The organism is Bacillus sp. ISL-7 (assembly GCF_018613065.1).
In genome coordinates this window covers 288,998-305,876 of record NZ_JAGGQW010000034.1, presented here as the reverse complement: position 1 = coordinate 305,876, position 16,879 = coordinate 288,998, and the positions used below count along the sequence as shown (strand labels likewise).

Here is a 16,879-nt window from a genome sequence, read left to right as displayed (position 1 = left end):
AAAGCCTGGTGGGTAAGAAGTTATTTAGGCCTTTCTATTTCAAAAATCTCACCGATTTTGGCGTAATTATTCCCTGCTAATCGACTTACCGCAGCTAAACCTCTAGCATCAATTCTTCCATTTTTATAAATTTCATCTTCAATATGAAATTGAACCACTCTTCCTATAATAAAATCACATCCAGGACTATCCGAACTTCCCAATTCTAAGGAATGCTCTAATGAACATTCCATTCGAATTTTTGCTTCCTTCACACCTGGTACCGAAATTTTTACACTATCTACTGAAGTCAAGTTTGCTAACTTAACTTCACTTTGATCAGAAGGAAGACTTGCAGCCGTCTTATTTATTTTTTCAACATTTTGTTCGTCAACAATATGGACCACAAATTGCTTGGAGTCGATGATATTTCTCGCTGTATCCTTTTGACTCCCCGCTGAACGTTGAATAGATAATGAAATCATCGGCGGATTGGATGAGACGATATTAAAATAACTAAATGGTGCACCATTTAAAACGCCATCTTTTGAAATGGTTGTCACGAAAGCAATAGGTCTAGGTATGATGCTTCCTATTAGAAACTTATAATTTTCTCTTTCAGTCATTAAGGCTGGATCAATTGAAAGCAAAGAAATCATTCCTTTTCGTATAATCAGTCTAGTTCTCTTACTTCAAATGGCAGTAATCCGCGTTCAATTTGTTCTCTTTTTGGTTCATACTGTGCAGGCAACATCAATTTTTCTCCCATGGTTTCTTGTGACTCATCATGAGCGAAGCCTGGAGGATCTGTTGCAATTTCAAATAATATTTCTCCGTGTTCTCTGAAATAAATGGCATTAAAATAGTTTCGATCTTGTACTGGGGTGACGCCATATCCATTTCCTGCAACATACTTTTGCCATTCCAATTGATCCTGGTCATCACTAGCCCGCCAAGCGATGTGATGTACGGTCCCCACACCCATTCTTCCGCGTCCAATCGGAGTTAATTTCAGGTCAATAACATTTCCGATCTCAGCTGAAGAACGATAACGGGCGAAATCTCCTTCTTTACCTACGAATTCAAGTCCCATAACATTTTCTAACAAATCAGCCGTTTTATTGGGCTGTGTTGATAATAGAGTAGCTCCGCCAAACCCTTTGATGGCGACCTCTGGAGTTACCCCGCTAAAGTTCCAATTATTAACTTCTCCTTCTTCTCTTTCAACAATTTCAAGGTGAAGGCCATGTGGATCATCAAATTCCAAATATTGCTCACCGAATCGATCCATTTTCGTAAATGAAACCTTTAACTTTTCTAGCCTGTTCTCCCAAAATTCCATAGAACCTTTTGGAACAACATAAGAGGTAACTCCTACTTGACCATCCCCAATGGTTCCTTGACGAGCTCCTGCCCAAGGGAAGAACGTAATGATGGTTCCTGGTTTTCCTCCTTCATCACCGAAATAAAGGTGATACGTTCCAGGGTCATCAAAGTTTACTGTTTGTTTCACTAAGCGTAATCCTAAAACACCTGCATAAAAATCAACATTCTCCTGTGGATGTCCTACAATTGCAGTGATATGATGAATACCCATTGTTTTCTTACTCATTTTGAAACACTCCTTTCAAAATAATGATCTCTATTCAATAATTAAATTATTGATACTATTAAAAATCGGGATTCTCTAATTCGAGATATTTTAGAATAAAAAAGCATCCAATGCATATTTTCCAGGTCCAATTAATGCTATACCAATTACAACCGCTATCAACGTCAAATTATATTCGTATCCATTTTGTGTTGCCCAATAGCCATTAGAAGCATGAACCTTTACAATTGCCATTACCATTGTAGCTGCAATCATGATTCCTGCAAGGGGAGTAAGAAGTCCTAATGTAAACAATAATCCCCCAATTATTTCTGCTAATCCTGCCATGAGGGCCATCATCACACCTGGTTTCATACCGAGCGACTCCATCCAGCCTCCTGTTCCCTTTAAGCCGTAACCGCCAAACCAGCCAAATAATTTCTGTGCACCGTGAGCCATGAATGACACACCCACGACTACCCTTATAATAAATAATCCCATACTCATCATTTTATTACCTCCTATTTTTACTTATCTCGACTTCGAGATATTAATTTAAAAAATATATTATTCCACTCTGTTTCTAACTTTCTTTAAACAATGGACCATCAACTCGGACTCATCTTCTGTTAAATCTTCAAAAATAGAATTAACCATGTCTTGATACTTCGGCATGATGTTTTCCATCATTTTTATTCCTTCAGCTGTTAAGGTTACATGAATAACCCGCCGGTCTTCTCTACAGTCATTCCTTTTTATGATTCCTTTTTGTTCAAGTTTATCAATAACATACGTCATCGAGCCACTAGAGGTCAGGATTCTATTTCTAATCTGCTGAATGGTTTGTTTCCCTTTGTAGAAAAGTACCTCTAAAACAGAAAACTCGGTAATACTAAGATTATTTTTGGACATTTCGTCTCTTATTCGTTCCTGAATGCCTTTTGAGGTTTGCATTAGTAGCAAAAATGGATGGTTAGTACATTTCCTTTCCATATTCACACCTCCTAATTAATATCTTTAATTAATATATCTTGAATTCGAGATAATGTCAATACCTGTTTTATAATTTAATCAATAACTGTTTTTCTCCAAATAGCCCCAGCCGAATCACGGGCTTTTTTTTTAATTTAACCATTGTTTCTTAATTTGCTCTTGTGCGAAATGCAAAATTTGTTCTTCAGGTGTGTCCTTTTTAACAGTTACATTAATAAGGTTATGAGATTTTTTATAGCTTTCTCCAGTTACAAGATTTCAATGGTAAGAGATTGCCCACAAATTCTTAAGAGAAAAATTTATATTACCTCAGTTCATGTATGGCGTATTGGTTGCCGTTATTCGTTTTTTGGCATGAGTCTTAATTTTTCTCATAAAATGTACAAGAGTCTAATCGCTATCTCTATTGTTTCCGGAGTTTCATTAATCGTGTTGGGTATATATTTTGGATACCAAGGGATTTATGTCCTCTAGGGATAGGCCTCATCTTGTCTTTTTTGACGTCCCATGGATATGCATTTCGTTAAGTTCTTGTCCCTCCATTCATATAATAAACATATACGGATGAGAGATGAACAGTATTACATAGGAGGAGAATATGTTTATTTTTATTGAAATAGCCGTTTTGGGAATGGCCTTATTAAGAGTACTTTCAGGAAGTATTGAAATACTTGCAGCTATACTTATGATTAAGTTTAATTCAGTTGAAAAGGCCCTTTTAGTTAATAGTTCTCTGGCACTCGTTGGCCCTATTATTCTCATCTTAACGACTACAATTGGTGTTCTAGGATTGACGGGGAATATTTCATTTGCCAAAATAGTCTGGATTTTCATCGGAGTTGGCTGTATTTTTATCGGTGTAAAATCATGATCTTCCGTTTAAGTTTCTTTATAGGTTGGAAAATAAAGGATTGTCACGAAAAAACAAAAAAATAATCCCCCATCATTCCTTGATTCGGAACAAACGGGGGATGATCACCTAGTATTCTTTTTAGATATAATACCTCTCTTTCTTTTTCGTTTAAACTCTCTCTAATTGCCTCTTCCCACCATCGAAAGTCATTTGGAAAATGAGCTTTCATGAGTTTTAACCGTTCATTCGCAAGCTTTGCCTTCCTTAATGTTTCTTCCTCTTCCATTCCACAACAGATTTGATAAATATCATCAAAGTGAGCTTATATGTGATTTTTTAATCTCTTTTCCATCAGTTCTGCCATTTGTTTCGAATTTGGATTTTCTTCATTTTGTAATTTATCAATGATGTTCATATAATCCGTTTCATTTCGGTTCTGACTTAATTTATATGCAGCCTGGATTTGTTCAACTTTAATCTTAAAACCAACAATACCTTGCAGTTGATTTTCTAATAGTTCAGGAGAAAGTTTATCCCATAAAACTGGATTTTCACGATTTTCTTCATATTTTTCCAGCATTATTGTTAATTCTTCTATTAATTCATCTTTCTCTAAAATGCTTGCTTTACCATATATATGGACGGCTTGATAATTCCATGTTGGTACTTCTTCATGACCATACCAAGAAGAAGAAATGTAAGCGTTCGGTCCCTGAAACATAACAAGCCCATCTTCACAGGTTTCAAATGTTCTCCACTGAGGATTTCCATAAGCCAAATGCCCAGTAATATAGTAATCATCATCTTTTTTATTTAACCCCAAAGGCAAATGAGTGGCAATTGGTTTCCCTTGTTCTGTTGTGACAATCGTTCCAAAAGAGTGTTTTTGAACAAAATCCCAAATTTCATCAACATTTGTGACCTTAAAAAATTTTGGAATATACATAATAATCCACCTTTCAAAAAAAGTTATATGAGTGTTTTGGTCATTATAAAGTCCTTTTGTTCTTCATCACCCATATAAAAAGAGTGGGCTCCCGTTTGAACAAACCCCATTTTCTTATAAAAAGTAATAGCATTTTCATTTTTTTCCCATACGCCTAGCCAAATTTTCTTTTTATTACGTTCCATCGCAATTTCCATAGCTTTATTTAGCAGATATTTACCCAGCCCATGTTTTTGAAATTTGTTCTTTATATAAATCCTCTCGATTTCAAGTGATTCATCACCCATTTCTTCAGACTGAGCATCATTGGTATTGACCTTTAAATATCCAGCGACTTCATTATTAAAATAAACAAAAAAGAATTGCGAAGAAATATTGGATAATTCTTTTTCTAATTGTTTTAAGTTAAATGCCCTTTCCAGATAGGCATTCATATTTTCGGGTGAATTCTGATGCTTAAATGTCTCATTAAATGTTACATAACTAATTTCTTGAAGTTTGTGTGAATCTTCAACGGTACACTTTTTTATATTTATAGTCATTTAAATATGTCGCTCCTTCATATAATCAATAATTTCTCTTGTTTCCCTTTTTTACAAATTCCCAGTCTTTTTCTATATTTTTTCTTACTCTTTGAAGAAGGTTGAAAATGGTTTCTACTTCTCTTTCGGAAAATCCCTCTAATGCAACGATATTGGAATAATCATTTTCTCTTTTTATAAAAGGAAAAACATTTTTCCCTTTCTCTGTTGGAAAGAGTTTTTTTATTTTTTTGTTATGTTGATCTTCTTTCTTTTCAATAAAGCCATTAATTTCAAGTTTTTTTATAGCACGAGCTGCTGTTGTTCGATCTACTTTTATCATCTCAGCTAACTTTTCTTGAATGATTCCTGGGTTTTCACATATTCGCACCAGGTACAAATACTGCCCTTTTGTAAGGTCATATTCTTTAAATTCTATATTACTTATAGAATCTAATGCCCTTGCTATCATTCCAATTTCACGAAGAATTTCCTTCATAATTAACTCCTTAACCCATACTTTTTGTTGCATTTACTATAAAAGTGATATAAATTAAATTTAACCTAATTTTATTGCATTTGCAACAAAATGATGATAGATAATTTAATTTAAAAGGACTGATAAAAATGAATGCAAAAAGAGCAACAATTGATGAAAATTTAAGGGTAGCATTTGCAATAAGGAAAGAAGTATTTGTGAAAGAACAAGGCGTACCACTAGAAGATGAATTTGATCAATTTGATACACTGAATGGACTTTGCGAACACATATTAGTCCATTACAATGAACAACCAGTCGGAACGGGAAGGATAAGGTTTATTGATGGAGTAGGTAAATTGGAAAGAATCTGCATCCTCGAACCTTATCGTAAATTTGGACTTGGAAAAATCATTATTAAAGCGTTAGAAGAAATCGCGGAAGAACGGGGAGCCTCGCAGGTTAAATTACATGGACAAACACAGGCGGAAGGTTTTTATAAAAAACTTGGTTATTGTACTTCATCTAATATCTTTATGGAAGATGGTATCCCACATATTCTAATGCTCAAAGAATTGTCTAGTAAATATTGATAAAGAGGTCGAGTAAAGTGAAATATGTTTTTTATGTATTAGGAATTTTAATATTAACCCTTGGTATTTCTTTCACTATTCAATCAGACCTTGGAACTTCACCTTATGATGCACTCTTGGTAGGACTGTCCATAAATGTGGGGCTTACTGTGGGAAGTTGGGAAATAATATTAGCTTTACTATTGATAGGTTGTAATTCATTTTTAAAAAGGCAAAGACCAGAAGTTTTGGGGTTGTTAACAGCATTTATAACGGGTATTGGTATTGATATGTGGCTTTTTTTATTGCACAATTTGATAACACCTGAACTATGGTACAGCAAAGTTGTTTGTTTTGGAATCGGCTTAGTTGTTATAGGATTAGGAACCGCAACATATTTACACACAAATATTGCACCGATTCCAGTTGACCGATTAACCTTAATCATACAAGAATTAACTAGAACAAATATATTTTTTTCGAAAACGTTCATTTACCTCGTATTCTTAATAATGGCAATGTTTTTAAATGGACCAATTGGCGTTGGGACTATATTAACCGTTTGTTTAGGGGGGCTAATACTTAATTACTTTATGCTATTTACTGAAAAAGTATTAGACAGTATATTAACACACTCAAGTACATCATCAAATTATGATAAAGATAAAAACCATTCAATATAGGATGGTTTTTGTTGTATTCCTTCATCACCTGAAATCTCTGTAAATAATTCAACATCTCTGACTGTAAAGTCCGTTCAAACGTAATAATATCTCCAAATAGGCCCAACCCTTTGTGTTCAAAGGAATGAGCCTATTTTTTTTACTCTAATTAGATTTTTTTATATTTTTCATTTCTGTTATTTACCTTTGCTACTTCTTCCTTTACGTAAAGTCCCGGGCTTTGTTACTTTGAAAAGCCTAATAGTTGAGCTTTCTTCAACCTAAGGTCGAAACGATCAGCATTCATAACCTTGACCCAGGCGGCTATAAAATCACGCACAAACTTCTCCTTGTTATCATCTTGAGCATAAACTTCTGCTATGGCACGTAGAACGGAGTTTGAACCAAACACTAGGTCAACACTAGTTGCTGTACGTACTACTACTCCTGTCTTCCGATCACGTCCTTCAAATACGTCACCGCCAACAGGCGTCCACGCTACCCCCATGTCAAGTAAGTTAACAAAAAAGTCGTTAGTAAGTGTCCCTACACGATCAGTGAAAACCCCATGATTGGTGCCACCGTAGTTAGTACCCAAAACACGCATACCGCCAATAAGAGCAGTCATTTCTGGTGCAGAAAGGCCTAGAAGTTGTGCCTTGTCAACTAGCATCTCTGCCGAACTTACACGATACTGGTCCTTCTGATAGTTGCGGAAACCATCAGCGATAGGTTCTAGCACTGCAAAACTTTCTAATTCAGTTTGCTCTTGGGTTGCATCGCCACGTCCTGGAGCGAAAGGAACAGATACATCAAAGCCTGCATCTTTTGCAGCTTTTTCTATTGCAGCACTACCACCAAGTACAATCAAGTCAGCCATGCTTACTTTCTTTCCTAGATGACTTTGAATGCTTTCTAGTACAGTAAGTATTTTTGTAAGTTGTTCAGGCTGATTTACTTCCCAATCCTTCTGTGGAGCAAGACGGATACGAGCACCATTAGCACCGCCACGCATATCTGAGCCGCGGTAGGTACTTGCTGAGGCCCATGCAGTTGTGACTAGTTCGTTGATAGTAAGTCCTGAGTCCAGGATCATAACTTTGATCTTTTCAACTTCTGTATCTGTTAACTCATACTCAACAGCCGGTATAGGATCTTGCCAGATAAGTAATTCTTTTGGAACTTCTGGGCCTAGATATCTTGAACGAGGCCCCATGTCACGGTGTGTTAGTTTAAACCATGCACGAGCAAATGCATCAGCAAACTCTTCTGGATTCTTATGGAAACGACGAGATATCTTTTCGTATTCTGGATCATATCGCAATGCCATATCAGCGGTAGTCATCATAGTCGGAACACGAACGGATGGATCTTCTGCATCCGGTGCAAGATCCTTCTCATCAGGATTTACAGCAAGCCACTGATATGCACCAGCAGGACTCTTTGAAAGCCACCATTGATATCCAAATAATAAATCAAAGTAACCATTATCCCACTGTGTTGGATTAGCAGTCCAAGCACCTTCAATACCGCTCGTGATGGTGTCACGCCCTTTACCGCTGCCGTGTGTGCTTAACCAACCTAAGCCCTGTGCTTCAGTTGGAGCAGCTTCCGGTTCTGGACCAACATGAGCAGCATCTCCTGCACCATGTGCCTTACCAAAAGTATGGCCGCCGGCTATTAATGCTACTGTTTCTTCATCGTTCATTCCCATACGTGCAAAGGTTTCGCGTATGTCACGACCACTTGCAATCGGATCTGGATTACCATTTGGACCTTCTGGGTTAACATAGATAAGGCCCATCTGAACGGCTGCAAGTGGGTTCTCAAGCTCACGATCACCTGTGTAACGCTTATCACCTAACCATTCTGATTCAGTACCCCAGTAAATGTCTTCTTCTGGATGCCAAACATCTGCGCGTCCTCCACCAAAACCAAATGTCTTTCCACCCATTGATTCAATAGCGACATTACCTGTAAGAATAAATAAGTCAGCCCAAGAAATCTTGTTGCCATACTTTTGCTTAATCGGCCAAAGTAGTCGACGAGCTTTATCGAGGTTACCGTTGTCAGGCCAACTGTTAAGTGGAGCAAAACGCTGTGTGCCAGTACCACCACCACCACGGCCGTCTCCAGTACGATATGTACCTGCGGAGTGCCAAGCCATACGGATAAAGAATGGACCATAATGTCCATAATCAGCTGGCCACCAATCTTGACTGTTTGTCATTAAATCGCGAAGATCCTGTTTAAGGGCATAGTAGTCTAACTTTTTAAATTCTTCTGCATAATCAAAGTCTTCTCCCATAGGGTTAGATTTTCTGTCATGCTGATGGAGAATGTTCAAGTTCAACTGGTTTGGCCACCAGTCTCGATTAGATGTACCCCTAGAATTGTTACTAGCAGCGCCGCCGTGAAACGGGCACTTTCCAATATTAGCATCCATACGTTTTTCTCCTCCCGGTTCTTGTGAATTAAGCAGCAAATAATTATGTCTCTTGTAGTAAGAAGCTTACAAACTGGTAGTATTAATTATTATGTTTCAATTCTACTAAACTATTACTTAAAAATGAAAAAAAAACCAATGTTATCACAAATTTGTAATATTTTCCGGTAATGCTATTATATCAAGTTTTTACCGCCTTGTATTTTCTTGTGTTCAGTAATCTCAAAAAAGAATACCACTTTCCTGAGTTTTACATCAGGGCAAAATGAACAAGTTGATTCGCTCATCCTGACGTTTTGAAAGGTGCAGATTGACACAAAGAGATACTCGCGTTGACCCGAGCAATACCATAGATTACTTCAATAGATTACTTCAGAGAAAAAAATAATATGACCCCTTTCATTTCCATCAAAGCAAAAATATTTATATATAGTATGTCCTTTTTGCATTTTTTTCTATATATAACACTTGAAAGGACCAATCGGTTGGTTGTTGGCGTCCTATGACCGTTTCAAGGTTCCTTCATGAAAAGTGCTAAGGAGAGATTCAGATGAGCAGGTTGTTAATAACTGAAAGTCCATTGATGATTATTCCTAGTTTGGCAGCTAAAATTGGTGTAAATGAGGCAGTGGTGCTGCAGCAAATTCATTATTGGCTTGGAATCAGCAAACATGTTATTGAGGAGAGAACCTGGGTGTATAACACGTATGAGGAATGGCAGAAGCAGCTACCATTTTGGTCAGTGAGTACGATTAAGCGGACGATTCGCTCGTTGGAGATGATGGGATTACTTCTATCAAATAACTGGAATGAGATGAAAATGGATAAGACAAAATGGTACAGCATTGACTATGAAAAAGTGAAAGAGCTAGAGGATAGCATTTTGGAACGTCCAGCTAAGCCTGTTGAGGAGAATGCACCGGAGGAAGAGGCTAATAATACGAAGGTAACAACTGTCAGTTCTTCCGTAAAAAAGGAGATACCATATGCTGAAATTATCAACTATTTGAATGAGATAACAGGAAAGAACTTTAAACCAGGTTCTATTAAAACGAGGGAAATGATTCATGCGAGATATAAAGAAGGTTTTACCTTTGAGGAATTTAAAAGAGTCATTGATTTAAAGACAGCTGAATGGAAGTCTGATCCTGCTTGGAATAAGTTTCTAAGGCCGGAGACGTTGTTTGGAACAAAATTTGAATCTTATCTCAATCAACAGGAAAGAAAGAAGAGAATGTCTGAGGAGGATTTTAACTTTGATGAATAAAAAAGAGATTTATAATTTAATGGAACTAATTGAAGTCTATTATGAAAAGTTTCATTTCGATCAAAAGAAGCTGGATGGCTGGCATATGGTCTTGCAAAAATATTCGTATGAAAAAGTGCACAAGAATCTATTGGAATTTGTGGCTCAATCGCCGCATCCACCAAAGATTTGTGATTTGCTTCAGAGTTCAACTGGGGGGTCACGCTGCATCCCTAATGAATTCGTTTTGGATTTGACTGCCGGGGAAGCACCTTAAGAAGACTAGGCTACGGAAAAACCAAAACCACGGGAAGAACAACGAGCATAGATACGGTTTTGAAGGCTTTCCAAATAACTGTGCCTATTACTTTCTTACTCACGTTTTTGTATCACAGGAGTAAAGATACAAATATATTAAAGGTTTGGGCTTTTCGCACATTGCGATGCAAGAAGCCCAAACCTCTTATGAACTTTAAAAATCTGGCAGTCTTCGAATGTTTGACTTGTTTTTTCCGAAATAATGTTACAGTAAGAAAAATGTGCAGCATTTTATACTACAAGGAAATACTACATAGACACACACTATTGAAGCTAACGATATCATATCTCTAAGTAACTCGAATTCTACCAACTCTTCTATTTCGATTAGGATGTTTATTATTCATTGCACTTTGGGATTTAGGAATACCTGGAAATGATATGAGGCCAGCCTTAAACAGGGTAAATCCGATAAATGTAGCAAAAATCGTACTTCCGATTAAAAACCAGATGAGTCTTCTGCCAACATTGCGTAACATGTATTCACCTCTTTAACCTCTCATTAATGATAAATATGATGAAATCATCTTTTTTATGTCGTCTTATTCAACTCTGCTATCCTTCATCAGGTCCGAGAATTTCAGGGAATCACTTAAAACATAATAGTTAGGATGTGTGAAGAGACTCTTACTCTTCCCCACCAAATCGATTTAGATACGTTACGGTGAACCGTATCGGGTATTTTGCAAGCCAATATAAAAGGAGCATATTCAATCTCAATCTGTAATTTATTATATAATGGTTTTAATATATTACTGGAACCTCCAATAACCATCCAACATTCCAAAAAAGTGACTTTGATTTGTGTCAGTAAGGTTCACTAAAAAAGGAGTCTCCCCTTTTTCTTTTAATACCTTAGCAGCCGGACCATCTCCAATTGGTGTAAAAAATAATAAATTAGTTCTGTTCAATTTTAAAATTCTACAACGTGCATTGATTTCCGTATCGATATACTCCTCGCCTTGTTTAAGGCAAAACAATTTCCTCCAAATTTCTAATGTTTTATCCAAATTATTTACGACGAAACCAACACTTTCCAATTTTGGCTGACCTAATATGTGTGACCCTATGAGTCTTTGTTCCTCTAATTCCGAATACCTTTCTTCATCTGATTTTTCCCATTCAATAAAAAATGGTAAAGGAACCTTGTTTTCCGCGTATTCAGGGAATAACAATGACCACCTGATTACCTGACCATCTGCACGAACTCTCTCCCCAGTAAGCGGCCCATATACTGTAAGTCCTTCTGCTTTAAGTTTTATTGCTAGTTCTTCAATTTGATTTGTTTGGATCGCTACTTTCGCAGGACCTTCCCGACTTTCTTTTGCTAGCTGTTCAACGATTTGCGTAATCAATCGATTTTCACCATGTTTTTCAGCTATTGATAAATTTTCAATTCCTAAAAATTCAATATAACTTAAGCCAAAATAGGTTAGGGTATTATATGTTCCCCAAGATTCATGACGGCCCCCCTTCACCGCATGAAGTCCTCTTTGTTTTAACGGTGAAATTGCTTTCTCTGGTTTCTTAAAGAACCAAACAAGGTGATCAAAGAAAAATTGCATTATAGTACTCCTTTCTAAGAATAAAATAAACATTACAATTTATCCTTGGAACGGGATAAATTTCTTCTATGTGTCTTCCTCGGTCAGACTGTGACCTCTGAATCATAAAAGAATTGTTTCTTTTTCTAATTCACGATGTAGCACTTCTCCCATACGCTTCATACCTTCCCTAATTTTCTCTTTAGGCATATTCGAGTAATTTAAACGTAAAGCATTATTCTTTGTTCCATTCGGAAAGAATGGGGTACCAGGAACAAACGCAACATTATTTGCCAAACATTCAGCGAATAATTCCCTAGAATCAACAGCCTCAGGAAACTCAACCCAAATAAATAATCCACCTTCTGGTTTACTGTAAGACAAATTCTTTGGGAAAAATTCTTCAATGCAAGATAACATGACTGTGCATCTTTCTTTATAAACAGATTTGATTTTATTAATGTGCTTATCGATATCGTAAAGTTCCAAATACTTAGCTGTAATTCTTTGAGCAAAGCTGTCAGTATGTAAGTCAGCTGTTTGCTTAAAAGCAACGTACTTTTCAATGAAAGATTCGTCTGCACAAATCCACCCAAGTCGAAGACCGGGAGTAAAAATCTTAGAAAAGGTGCTGATATAAATTACTCTACCCTCAGTGTCAAAATATTTCACAGGCGGGAGTGCTTCTCCAGCAAATCTGATCGCTCCATAGGGATTATCCTCTACAATCAGTACATCATATTGATTAGCGAGCTCTATTATTCTCTTTCGTCTTTCTAGCTTTAATGTGCGACCTGTAGGGTTTTGGAAATCTGGAATCGTATAGATAAATTTCGTGTTAGGATGCTCTTGCAGCGTTTTCTCTAGCTGATCCATATCCATACCATCATCATCCATAGCTACTTCAACAAATTTGGGATTGTATGACTTGAATGCATTAATGGCTGCAAGATAGGTAGGGCTTTCACAAATAATCGTATCCCCCTCATTGATAAATATCCTTCCAGTAAGGTCGATTGCTTGCTGGGACCCTGATGTGATAAGAACATTTTCAATAGTAGAGTCGATCCCAATAACTTTCATCCTTTGACTAATAGCTGCTCTTAAAGGAATAAATCCTTCAGTCGTACTATATTGAAGAGAAGCTGCACCTTCTTCATTCAATACAGCATTGCATGCATTCTTAAGAGCTTCTACAGGAAACAACTCTGGAGCTGGCAGGCCTCCCGCAAAAGAGATAACTTCTGGTCTTTCTGTTACTTTTAATATTTCACGAGTCTCAGAAGGTTTTACTAAATTAGTTCTATCAGCAAATTTATTTTCCATTTATAATCATTCCTTTTTTATTTTTAGTAATGGATTACATTAAACTATTATTTTAAAAAGTTTAATAGCCACCTATGCTCTGAAATACCCTGAATTTTCAGTTAATTTTTATTAGACCTTACTCTGATTACTCTACAACTAGATTTAAAACATTTTAACACGCATCAAAAAACCGTACAATATTATAATTGCATGGCAAACAATTTCCTTCCCATAATCTATGCTAAAATAACCATTATTATAGACTTCCAATAACAAGTAAATATGTCAGCAGAACTGCCGGTCCCCCTCTGCTAATGGCCCAGGAAGAACCATAGAAGAGACCAGTTCCAATTGAGCCCCCTATGGCTATCATCTGGATATGACGACTTGACAGACCTCTCTTCAAGTCTTCTTTCTCGTAGGACTGTACGTGTATTTTTTTACTCATTTCATTTTCCTCCTCATTACTTTGTGCATTTCACTTTATTTTTTATATGGTAAACAGATAATGTTAACACCTCGACGAACCTTGCCAGGAAAAAACACTCTGTCCCCCTTCACAAGTTTAGCTTCTTGATAAAAAGCAAGGCTCGAATTGTCTTTGTTCGTTTTATCATGCTTGCAATCAGTGCACGAGAAGAGGAAGACCCAAAAAACACAAAAAAGCCATACAATATTAATTGTATGGCAAATAATATTATGTATGTTCTTTTAGTAAACGTTTAAGGATTATCAATCCTTGCTCAAGCTCTTCGAGTGATTGTGGAGCACAGATCGAAACTCTTACAGCCCGCTCTGGACAACTATTTCCAACCACAAATCGTTCCGCCGCATACACTTGTACCCCATTTTGTGCAGCTACCCTTTCAAATTCCGTACCTGTGATTTTGCCCGGTAATAGTAACCAACGAAAGATACGTACCCTATTCGCAATATACCGTGCTCCTTTTATTATATACCCCCAGTAGGTATATTCATAATGTCCTTTATAATTCCGTCAAATAAATAATATTAAGGAGGAAAACGCTTACAACTTGGCGAATATATACTTTGAGTTACTAATAAAAGTACACGGAGGGATGTCTTTTGTTGAACTGCAAAAAATGTGAAAAAGAGTTTTATTTCCAAGTTACGGAAATGAATGTCCCTGGAGGCAAGGAGCGTGAGTATATAAATTGCCCCCATTGCGGTGAAACAAATGGTTCAGTTGTAACGAGCGGTGTCGTGTATATTCATAAAATTGAGGAAAACTTTAAGAATTAATTATCGATACTTTACACGACAATTGGGCCCTTGAACATAGGGCTTTCTTTAATTTTTGTACAAATAAAAACGCCACCCGTGAAGGTGACGTAATTGGTAAATAACTCCGCTTCCTGTGAAGAAATCGTTGCCTTTGTTAGTTTTGTGATATTTGCTAATTCTGCCCTAGAGATCAACTCATGCTTAATAATTTTACTTAAGTCCAAACTTTTATTTATCTTCTTAAGATAAGCAGCAACACAAATTCCATAAAGCTAACCACTATTCAAACAAAATATTTATATTAAACAACTATTTATAAGCATATGATAGGCTTGGTTTTATCCCTTTATAGTTAAAATCAGGTATTTCTGTCCAACGTTTTCTCAGCTCATGTGCAGCATATTTTGGTTTCCGGTCGCGAGTAAAAATGCCTTTTTTGTTTCCTTGAACCCGAACAATTCCTTGGCCCGTTGCAAAATCAGCAAAGTTCCATACCTGTTCACCAACGAAATGATCAAATTCATCAAACACTTCATGGTTTGCTCTATAAAACGCTGCTTGATATTCTTCCGTAAACATGACAGGTTCTACATCGTGTAATCCTGCTACCGTATCAGCACCATACTCAGTCATCATAAATGGTTTGTTCGGGCACCTTTTAAGCCAGCTATTAAACTCAGCACGAAGCCTTTCTTTAGCTGACACTAAATCACCGCCATCCACATACCAGCCGTAGTATCGGTTAAAGGCAAGGATATCCAGTAATTCCGCTATTTGATCGTTTTCAGGTGAAGATTGAATTTCAGTAACAATAGTAACAGGACGTTTTTGCGGGTCAAGTTCTTTTGCCAGCTCGACTAGCGGCTTAAAGTATTCATATGCTCCCTCTTCTTCAGTTGCAGCTTCATTGGCTATATTCCACAATACGACAGAAGGATGGTTTTTATCACGATTGATTAGTTCCTTGATCACCTGCTGATGATGTTCGAAGGTTTTAAGCTCCTTCCAGGTATCCCGTTTGGGTCCACCCAAAAAGACAACCAACATGTTCAAGTGCAAACCAACGGCAGGCACTTCATCAATGATGACAAAACCTTCGCGGTCAGCTAGGCGCATAATTTCTTCTGAATATGGGTAATGGGCTGTACGGAATGAATTTGCTCCAATCCATTTCATCAGATTGAAATCCATTACGTTAGCGGCTTCATCAAAGCCTCTACCATGAATCGATGTATCTTCGTGCTTGCCAAAGCCTTTGAAATAAAATGGCTTATTATTAATAAGGAACTTTCCATCTTCGACAGCAACTGTTCTAACACCAAATGGCTGTTCATAAATATCAACGGATTCCCCATCTTTTTCTAGCTCTACCTGGAGTGTGTACAAATAGGCATTTAATGGCTCCCACAGCCTTACATTTGGAATGTTGATGGTGCCAGTAACTCCTTCTGCCTCACCTACTACGATTCCATATTCGTCAATGGCCTTTACTTTTACTTGTACTGTGCCTGCTCCTTCAATTGAATAGTGAACTTGTCCATCTATATCCGTTACAATCGTTACATCCTTAACATAAATAGTCGGTGTAGTATAAATTTTCACTGGACGGTGCAAACCGGCGTAGTTGAAAAAGTCAAAATTTGGCTGGTTACGTTTTACTTTGCCAACACCAGGAATATCCTTCTCAATTACTGTGCCAACCGGTAAAGTTGAGTAATCAACAATATTGTTGACTGCAACAGTTAATCGATTTTTCCCTTTTTGTAAAAACTTATTTAATTCTGCCTCAAACGGTAAGAAGCCACCTTTATGCTCGACAACAAGCTCTCCATTGACATACACCTTAGCTAGATGAGTGGCCGAACCGAACCGCAAAACCACACGCTCAGATTGCAGTTTGGACGGAACAGAAAACTCCCGTTCATACCAAACCCAGCCAACATGATCACGTATACTTGCATTTACACCAATATCATTAAAAGAGGATGGAACAGCCATGCTGAATGCATCGGTCAATTTGGAATTTTGCCAGTTTTCCTGAAAACCATTTCCCGAATCAAGCTTAAAATTCCATATCCCGTTTAAATCAGTGATACTGCGTGTTTCAGTTACGATAGGATATAACATCTTCATTCTCCTTTTTTATAATCATAGATCTTTTAGTAAATTTGATAGTA

Annotated in this window: 22 protein-coding genes and 1 pseudogene; 6 read left to right on the top strand and 17 right to left on the bottom strand. The window is 37.0% G+C overall.

Annotated features, from left to right (window positions below):
• Positions 1–20: 20 nt before the first annotated feature.
• From J7E66_RS13165 to J7E66_RS31750, 5 genes are all read right to left on the bottom strand, one after another.
• Complete coding sequence (locus tag J7E66_RS13165; RefSeq protein WP_215000613.1) at positions 21–629, bottom strand: flavin reductase family protein; 609 nt, start codon at positions 627–629, stop codon at positions 21–23.
• Positions 630–652: 23 nt separating this feature from the next.
• Entirely contained in the window at positions 653–1,591 is a 939-nt protein-coding gene (locus J7E66_RS13160; RefSeq protein WP_215000611.1) for a ring-cleaving dioxygenase, read from the bottom strand.
• 90 nt (positions 1,592–1,681) lie between these two features.
• Positions 1,682–2,080: a DoxX family protein gene (locus J7E66_RS13155; RefSeq protein WP_215000609.1), complete on the bottom strand. Its 399-nt coding sequence runs from the start codon at positions 2,078–2,080 to the stop codon at positions 1,682–1,684.
• Positions 2,081–2,137: 57 nt separating this feature from the next.
• Complete coding sequence (locus J7E66_RS13150; RefSeq protein WP_215000608.1) at positions 2,138–2,563, bottom strand: MarR family winged helix-turn-helix transcriptional regulator; 426 nt, start codon at positions 2,561–2,563, stop codon at positions 2,138–2,140.
• Positions 2,564–2,692: 129 nt separating this feature from the next.
• Entirely contained in the window at positions 2,693–2,779 is an 87-nt protein-coding gene (locus J7E66_RS31750) for a BA3454 family stress response protein (protein ID WP_215000676.1), read from the bottom strand.
• 382 nt (positions 2,780–3,161) lie between these two features.
• Between J7E66_RS31750 and J7E66_RS13140 the strand changes: the two genes are divergently transcribed.
• A complete protein-coding gene (locus J7E66_RS13140) occupies positions 3,162–3,434 on the top strand; it encodes a YqhV family protein (protein WP_168242978.1) in 273 nt (90 codons plus the stop codon).
• A gap of 43 nt (positions 3,435–3,477) precedes the next feature.
• Here the strand turns inward: J7E66_RS13140 and J7E66_RS13135 are convergent, their stop codons facing one another.
• The 4 genes from J7E66_RS13135 to J7E66_RS13120 are packed head-to-tail and all read right to left on the bottom strand — an operon-like array spanning position 3,478 to position 5,382.
• A complete protein-coding gene (locus J7E66_RS13135) occupies positions 3,478–3,702 on the bottom strand; it encodes a hypothetical protein (RefSeq protein WP_215000606.1) in 225 nt (74 codons plus the stop codon).
• Positions 3,703–3,738: 36 nt separating this feature from the next.
• The gene (locus J7E66_RS13130; RefSeq protein WP_215000604.1) at positions 3,739–4,362 is read right to left on the bottom strand and encodes an FMN-binding negative transcriptional regulator; all 624 of its coding nucleotides are present in this window, start codon (positions 4,360–4,362) and stop codon (positions 3,739–3,741) included.
• Between the two features lie 23 nt (positions 4,363–4,385).
• A complete protein-coding gene (paiA, locus tag J7E66_RS13125) occupies positions 4,386–4,904 on the bottom strand; it encodes a spermidine/spermine N(1)-acetyltransferase (RefSeq protein WP_215000602.1) in 519 nt (172 codons plus the stop codon).
• A gap of 25 nt (positions 4,905–4,929) precedes the next feature.
• Positions 4,930–5,382: a MarR family winged helix-turn-helix transcriptional regulator gene (locus J7E66_RS13120; protein ID WP_215000600.1), complete on the bottom strand. Its 453-nt coding sequence runs from the start codon at positions 5,380–5,382 to the stop codon at positions 4,930–4,932.
• 128 nt (positions 5,383–5,510) lie between these two features.
• Here J7E66_RS13120 and J7E66_RS13115 point away from each other — a divergent pair, with 128 nt between their 5' ends.
• Both J7E66_RS13115 and J7E66_RS13110 read left to right on the top strand, forming a co-directional pair.
• Positions 5,511–5,954: a GNAT family N-acetyltransferase gene (locus tag J7E66_RS13115; protein WP_215000598.1), complete on the top strand. Its 444-nt coding sequence runs from the start codon at positions 5,511–5,513 to the stop codon at positions 5,952–5,954.
• Between the two features lie 17 nt (positions 5,955–5,971).
• A complete protein-coding gene (locus J7E66_RS13110; protein WP_215000596.1) occupies positions 5,972–6,616 on the top strand; it encodes a YczE/YyaS/YitT family protein in 645 nt (214 codons plus the stop codon).
• A gap of 223 nt (positions 6,617–6,839) precedes the next feature.
• Here J7E66_RS13110 and katG read toward each other — a convergent pair whose 3' ends face one another.
• Positions 6,840–9,041 carry a catalase/peroxidase HPI gene (gene katG, locus J7E66_RS13105; RefSeq protein ID WP_215000594.1) on the bottom strand — a complete coding sequence of 734 codons (2,202 nt, stop codon included), beginning with the start codon at positions 9,039–9,041 and terminating at the stop codon, positions 6,840–6,842.
• Between the two features lie 550 nt (positions 9,042–9,591).
• On the opposite strand from katG, the gene J7E66_RS13100 reads away from it, so the two are divergent.
• A complete protein-coding gene (locus J7E66_RS13100) occupies positions 9,592–10,308 on the top strand; it encodes a conserved phage C-terminal domain-containing protein (protein WP_215000592.1) in 717 nt (238 codons plus the stop codon).
• Complete coding sequence (locus tag J7E66_RS13095) at positions 10,298–10,564, top strand: replicative helicase loader/inhibitor (protein WP_215000590.1); 267 nt, start codon at positions 10,298–10,300, stop codon at positions 10,562–10,564. The genes J7E66_RS13100 and J7E66_RS13095 overlap by 11 nt, the downstream gene beginning before the upstream one ends.
• Before the next feature lie 331 nt (positions 10,565–10,895).
• Here the strand turns inward: J7E66_RS13095 and J7E66_RS13090 are convergent, their stop codons facing one another.
• From J7E66_RS13090 to J7E66_RS13070, 5 genes and pseudogenes are all read right to left on the bottom strand, one after another.
• Positions 10,896–11,084 (bottom strand): hypothetical protein, encoded by a 189-nt coding sequence (locus J7E66_RS13090; protein WP_215000588.1) that lies wholly within the window; start codon positions 11,082–11,084, stop codon positions 10,896–10,898.
• A 273-nt stretch (positions 11,085–11,357) separates the two neighbouring features.
• On the bottom strand, positions 11,358–12,170 hold the full coding sequence (locus J7E66_RS13085; RefSeq protein WP_215000586.1) for a VOC family protein: 813 nt from the start codon (positions 12,168–12,170) through the stop codon (positions 11,358–11,360).
• A gap of 102 nt (positions 12,171–12,272) precedes the next feature.
• Positions 12,273–13,475 carry an aminotransferase-like domain-containing protein gene (locus J7E66_RS13080; protein ID WP_215000583.1) on the bottom strand — a complete coding sequence of 401 codons (1,203 nt, stop codon included), beginning with the start codon at positions 13,473–13,475 and terminating at the stop codon, positions 12,273–12,275.
• Between the two features lie 238 nt (positions 13,476–13,713).
• Positions 13,714–13,905 (bottom strand): hypothetical protein, encoded by a 192-nt coding sequence (locus J7E66_RS13075; protein ID WP_215000581.1) that lies wholly within the window; start codon positions 13,903–13,905, stop codon positions 13,714–13,716.
• Positions 13,906–14,154: 249 nt separating this feature from the next.
• Positions 14,155–14,373: pseudogene (locus J7E66_RS13070) on the bottom strand (PLP-dependent aminotransferase family protein); the annotation flags it as partial.
• 170 nt (positions 14,374–14,543) lie between these two features.
• Between J7E66_RS13070 and J7E66_RS13065 the strand changes: the two are divergent.
• Positions 14,544–14,720 carry a hypothetical protein gene (locus tag J7E66_RS13065; protein WP_215000579.1) on the top strand — a complete coding sequence of 59 codons (177 nt, stop codon included), beginning with the start codon at positions 14,544–14,546 and terminating at the stop codon, positions 14,718–14,720.
• Between the two features lie 11 nt (positions 14,721–14,731).
• Here J7E66_RS13065 and J7E66_RS13060 read toward each other — a convergent pair whose 3' ends face one another.
• Complete coding sequence (locus J7E66_RS13060; RefSeq protein ID WP_215000577.1) at positions 14,732–14,926, bottom strand: hypothetical protein; 195 nt, start codon at positions 14,924–14,926, stop codon at positions 14,732–14,734.
• An 85-nt stretch (positions 14,927–15,011) separates the two neighbouring features.
• A complete protein-coding gene (gene uidA, locus J7E66_RS13055; protein ID WP_215000575.1) occupies positions 15,012–16,829 on the bottom strand; it encodes a beta-glucuronidase in 1,818 nt (605 codons plus the stop codon).
• Positions 16,830–16,879: the final 50 nt, after the last annotated feature.

Coding starts and splice junctions, on each gene's coding strand:
- J7E66_RS13160 (WP_215000611.1), bottom strand. CDS start 1,591: ATGAGTAAGAAAACAATGGGTATTCATCATATCACTGCAATTGTAGGA.
- J7E66_RS13130 (WP_215000604.1), bottom strand. CDS start 4,362: ATGTATATTCCAAAATTTTTTAAGGTCACAAATGTTGATGAAATTTGG.
- J7E66_RS13155 (WP_215000609.1), bottom strand. CDS start 2,080: ATGATGAGTATGGGATTATTTATTATAAGGGTAGTCGTGGGTGTGTCA.
- paiA (WP_215000602.1), bottom strand. CDS start 4,904: ATGACTATAAATATAAAAAAGTGTACCGTTGAAGATTCACACAAACTT.
- J7E66_RS13100 (WP_215000592.1), top strand. CDS start 9,592: ATGAGCAGGTTGTTAATAACTGAAAGTCCATTGATGATTATTCCTAGT.
- J7E66_RS13085 (WP_215000586.1), bottom strand. CDS start 12,170: ATGCAATTTTTCTTTGATCACCTTGTTTGGTTCTTTAAGAAACCAGAG.
- katG (WP_215000594.1), bottom strand. CDS start 9,041: ATGGATGCTAATATTGGAAAGTGCCCGTTTCACGGCGGCGCTGCTAGT.
- J7E66_RS13140 (WP_168242978.1), top strand. CDS start 3,162: ATGTTTATTTTTATTGAAATAGCCGTTTTGGGAATGGCCTTATTAAGA.
- uidA (WP_215000575.1), bottom strand. CDS start 16,829: ATGTTATATCCTATCGTAACTGAAACACGCAGTATCACTGATTTAAAC.
- J7E66_RS13080 (WP_215000583.1), bottom strand. CDS start 13,475: ATGGAAAATAAATTTGCTGATAGAACTAATTTAGTAAAACCTTCTGAG.
- J7E66_RS13135 (WP_215000606.1), bottom strand. CDS start 3,702: ATGGAAGAGGAAGAAACATTAAGGAAGGCAAAGCTTGCGAATGAACGG.
- J7E66_RS13090 (WP_215000588.1), bottom strand. CDS start 11,084: ATGTTACGCAATGTTGGCAGAAGACTCATCTGGTTTTTAATCGGAAGT.
- J7E66_RS13120 (WP_215000600.1), bottom strand. CDS start 5,382: ATGAAGGAAATTCTTCGTGAAATTGGAATGATAGCAAGGGCATTAGAT.
- J7E66_RS13115 (WP_215000598.1), top strand. CDS start 5,511: ATGAATGCAAAAAGAGCAACAATTGATGAAAATTTAAGGGTAGCATTT.
- J7E66_RS13150 (WP_215000608.1), bottom strand. CDS start 2,563: ATGGAAAGGAAATGTACTAACCATCCATTTTTGCTACTAATGCAAACC.
- J7E66_RS13075 (WP_215000581.1), bottom strand. CDS start 13,905: ATGAGTAAAAAAATACACGTACAGTCCTACGAGAAAGAAGACTTGAAG.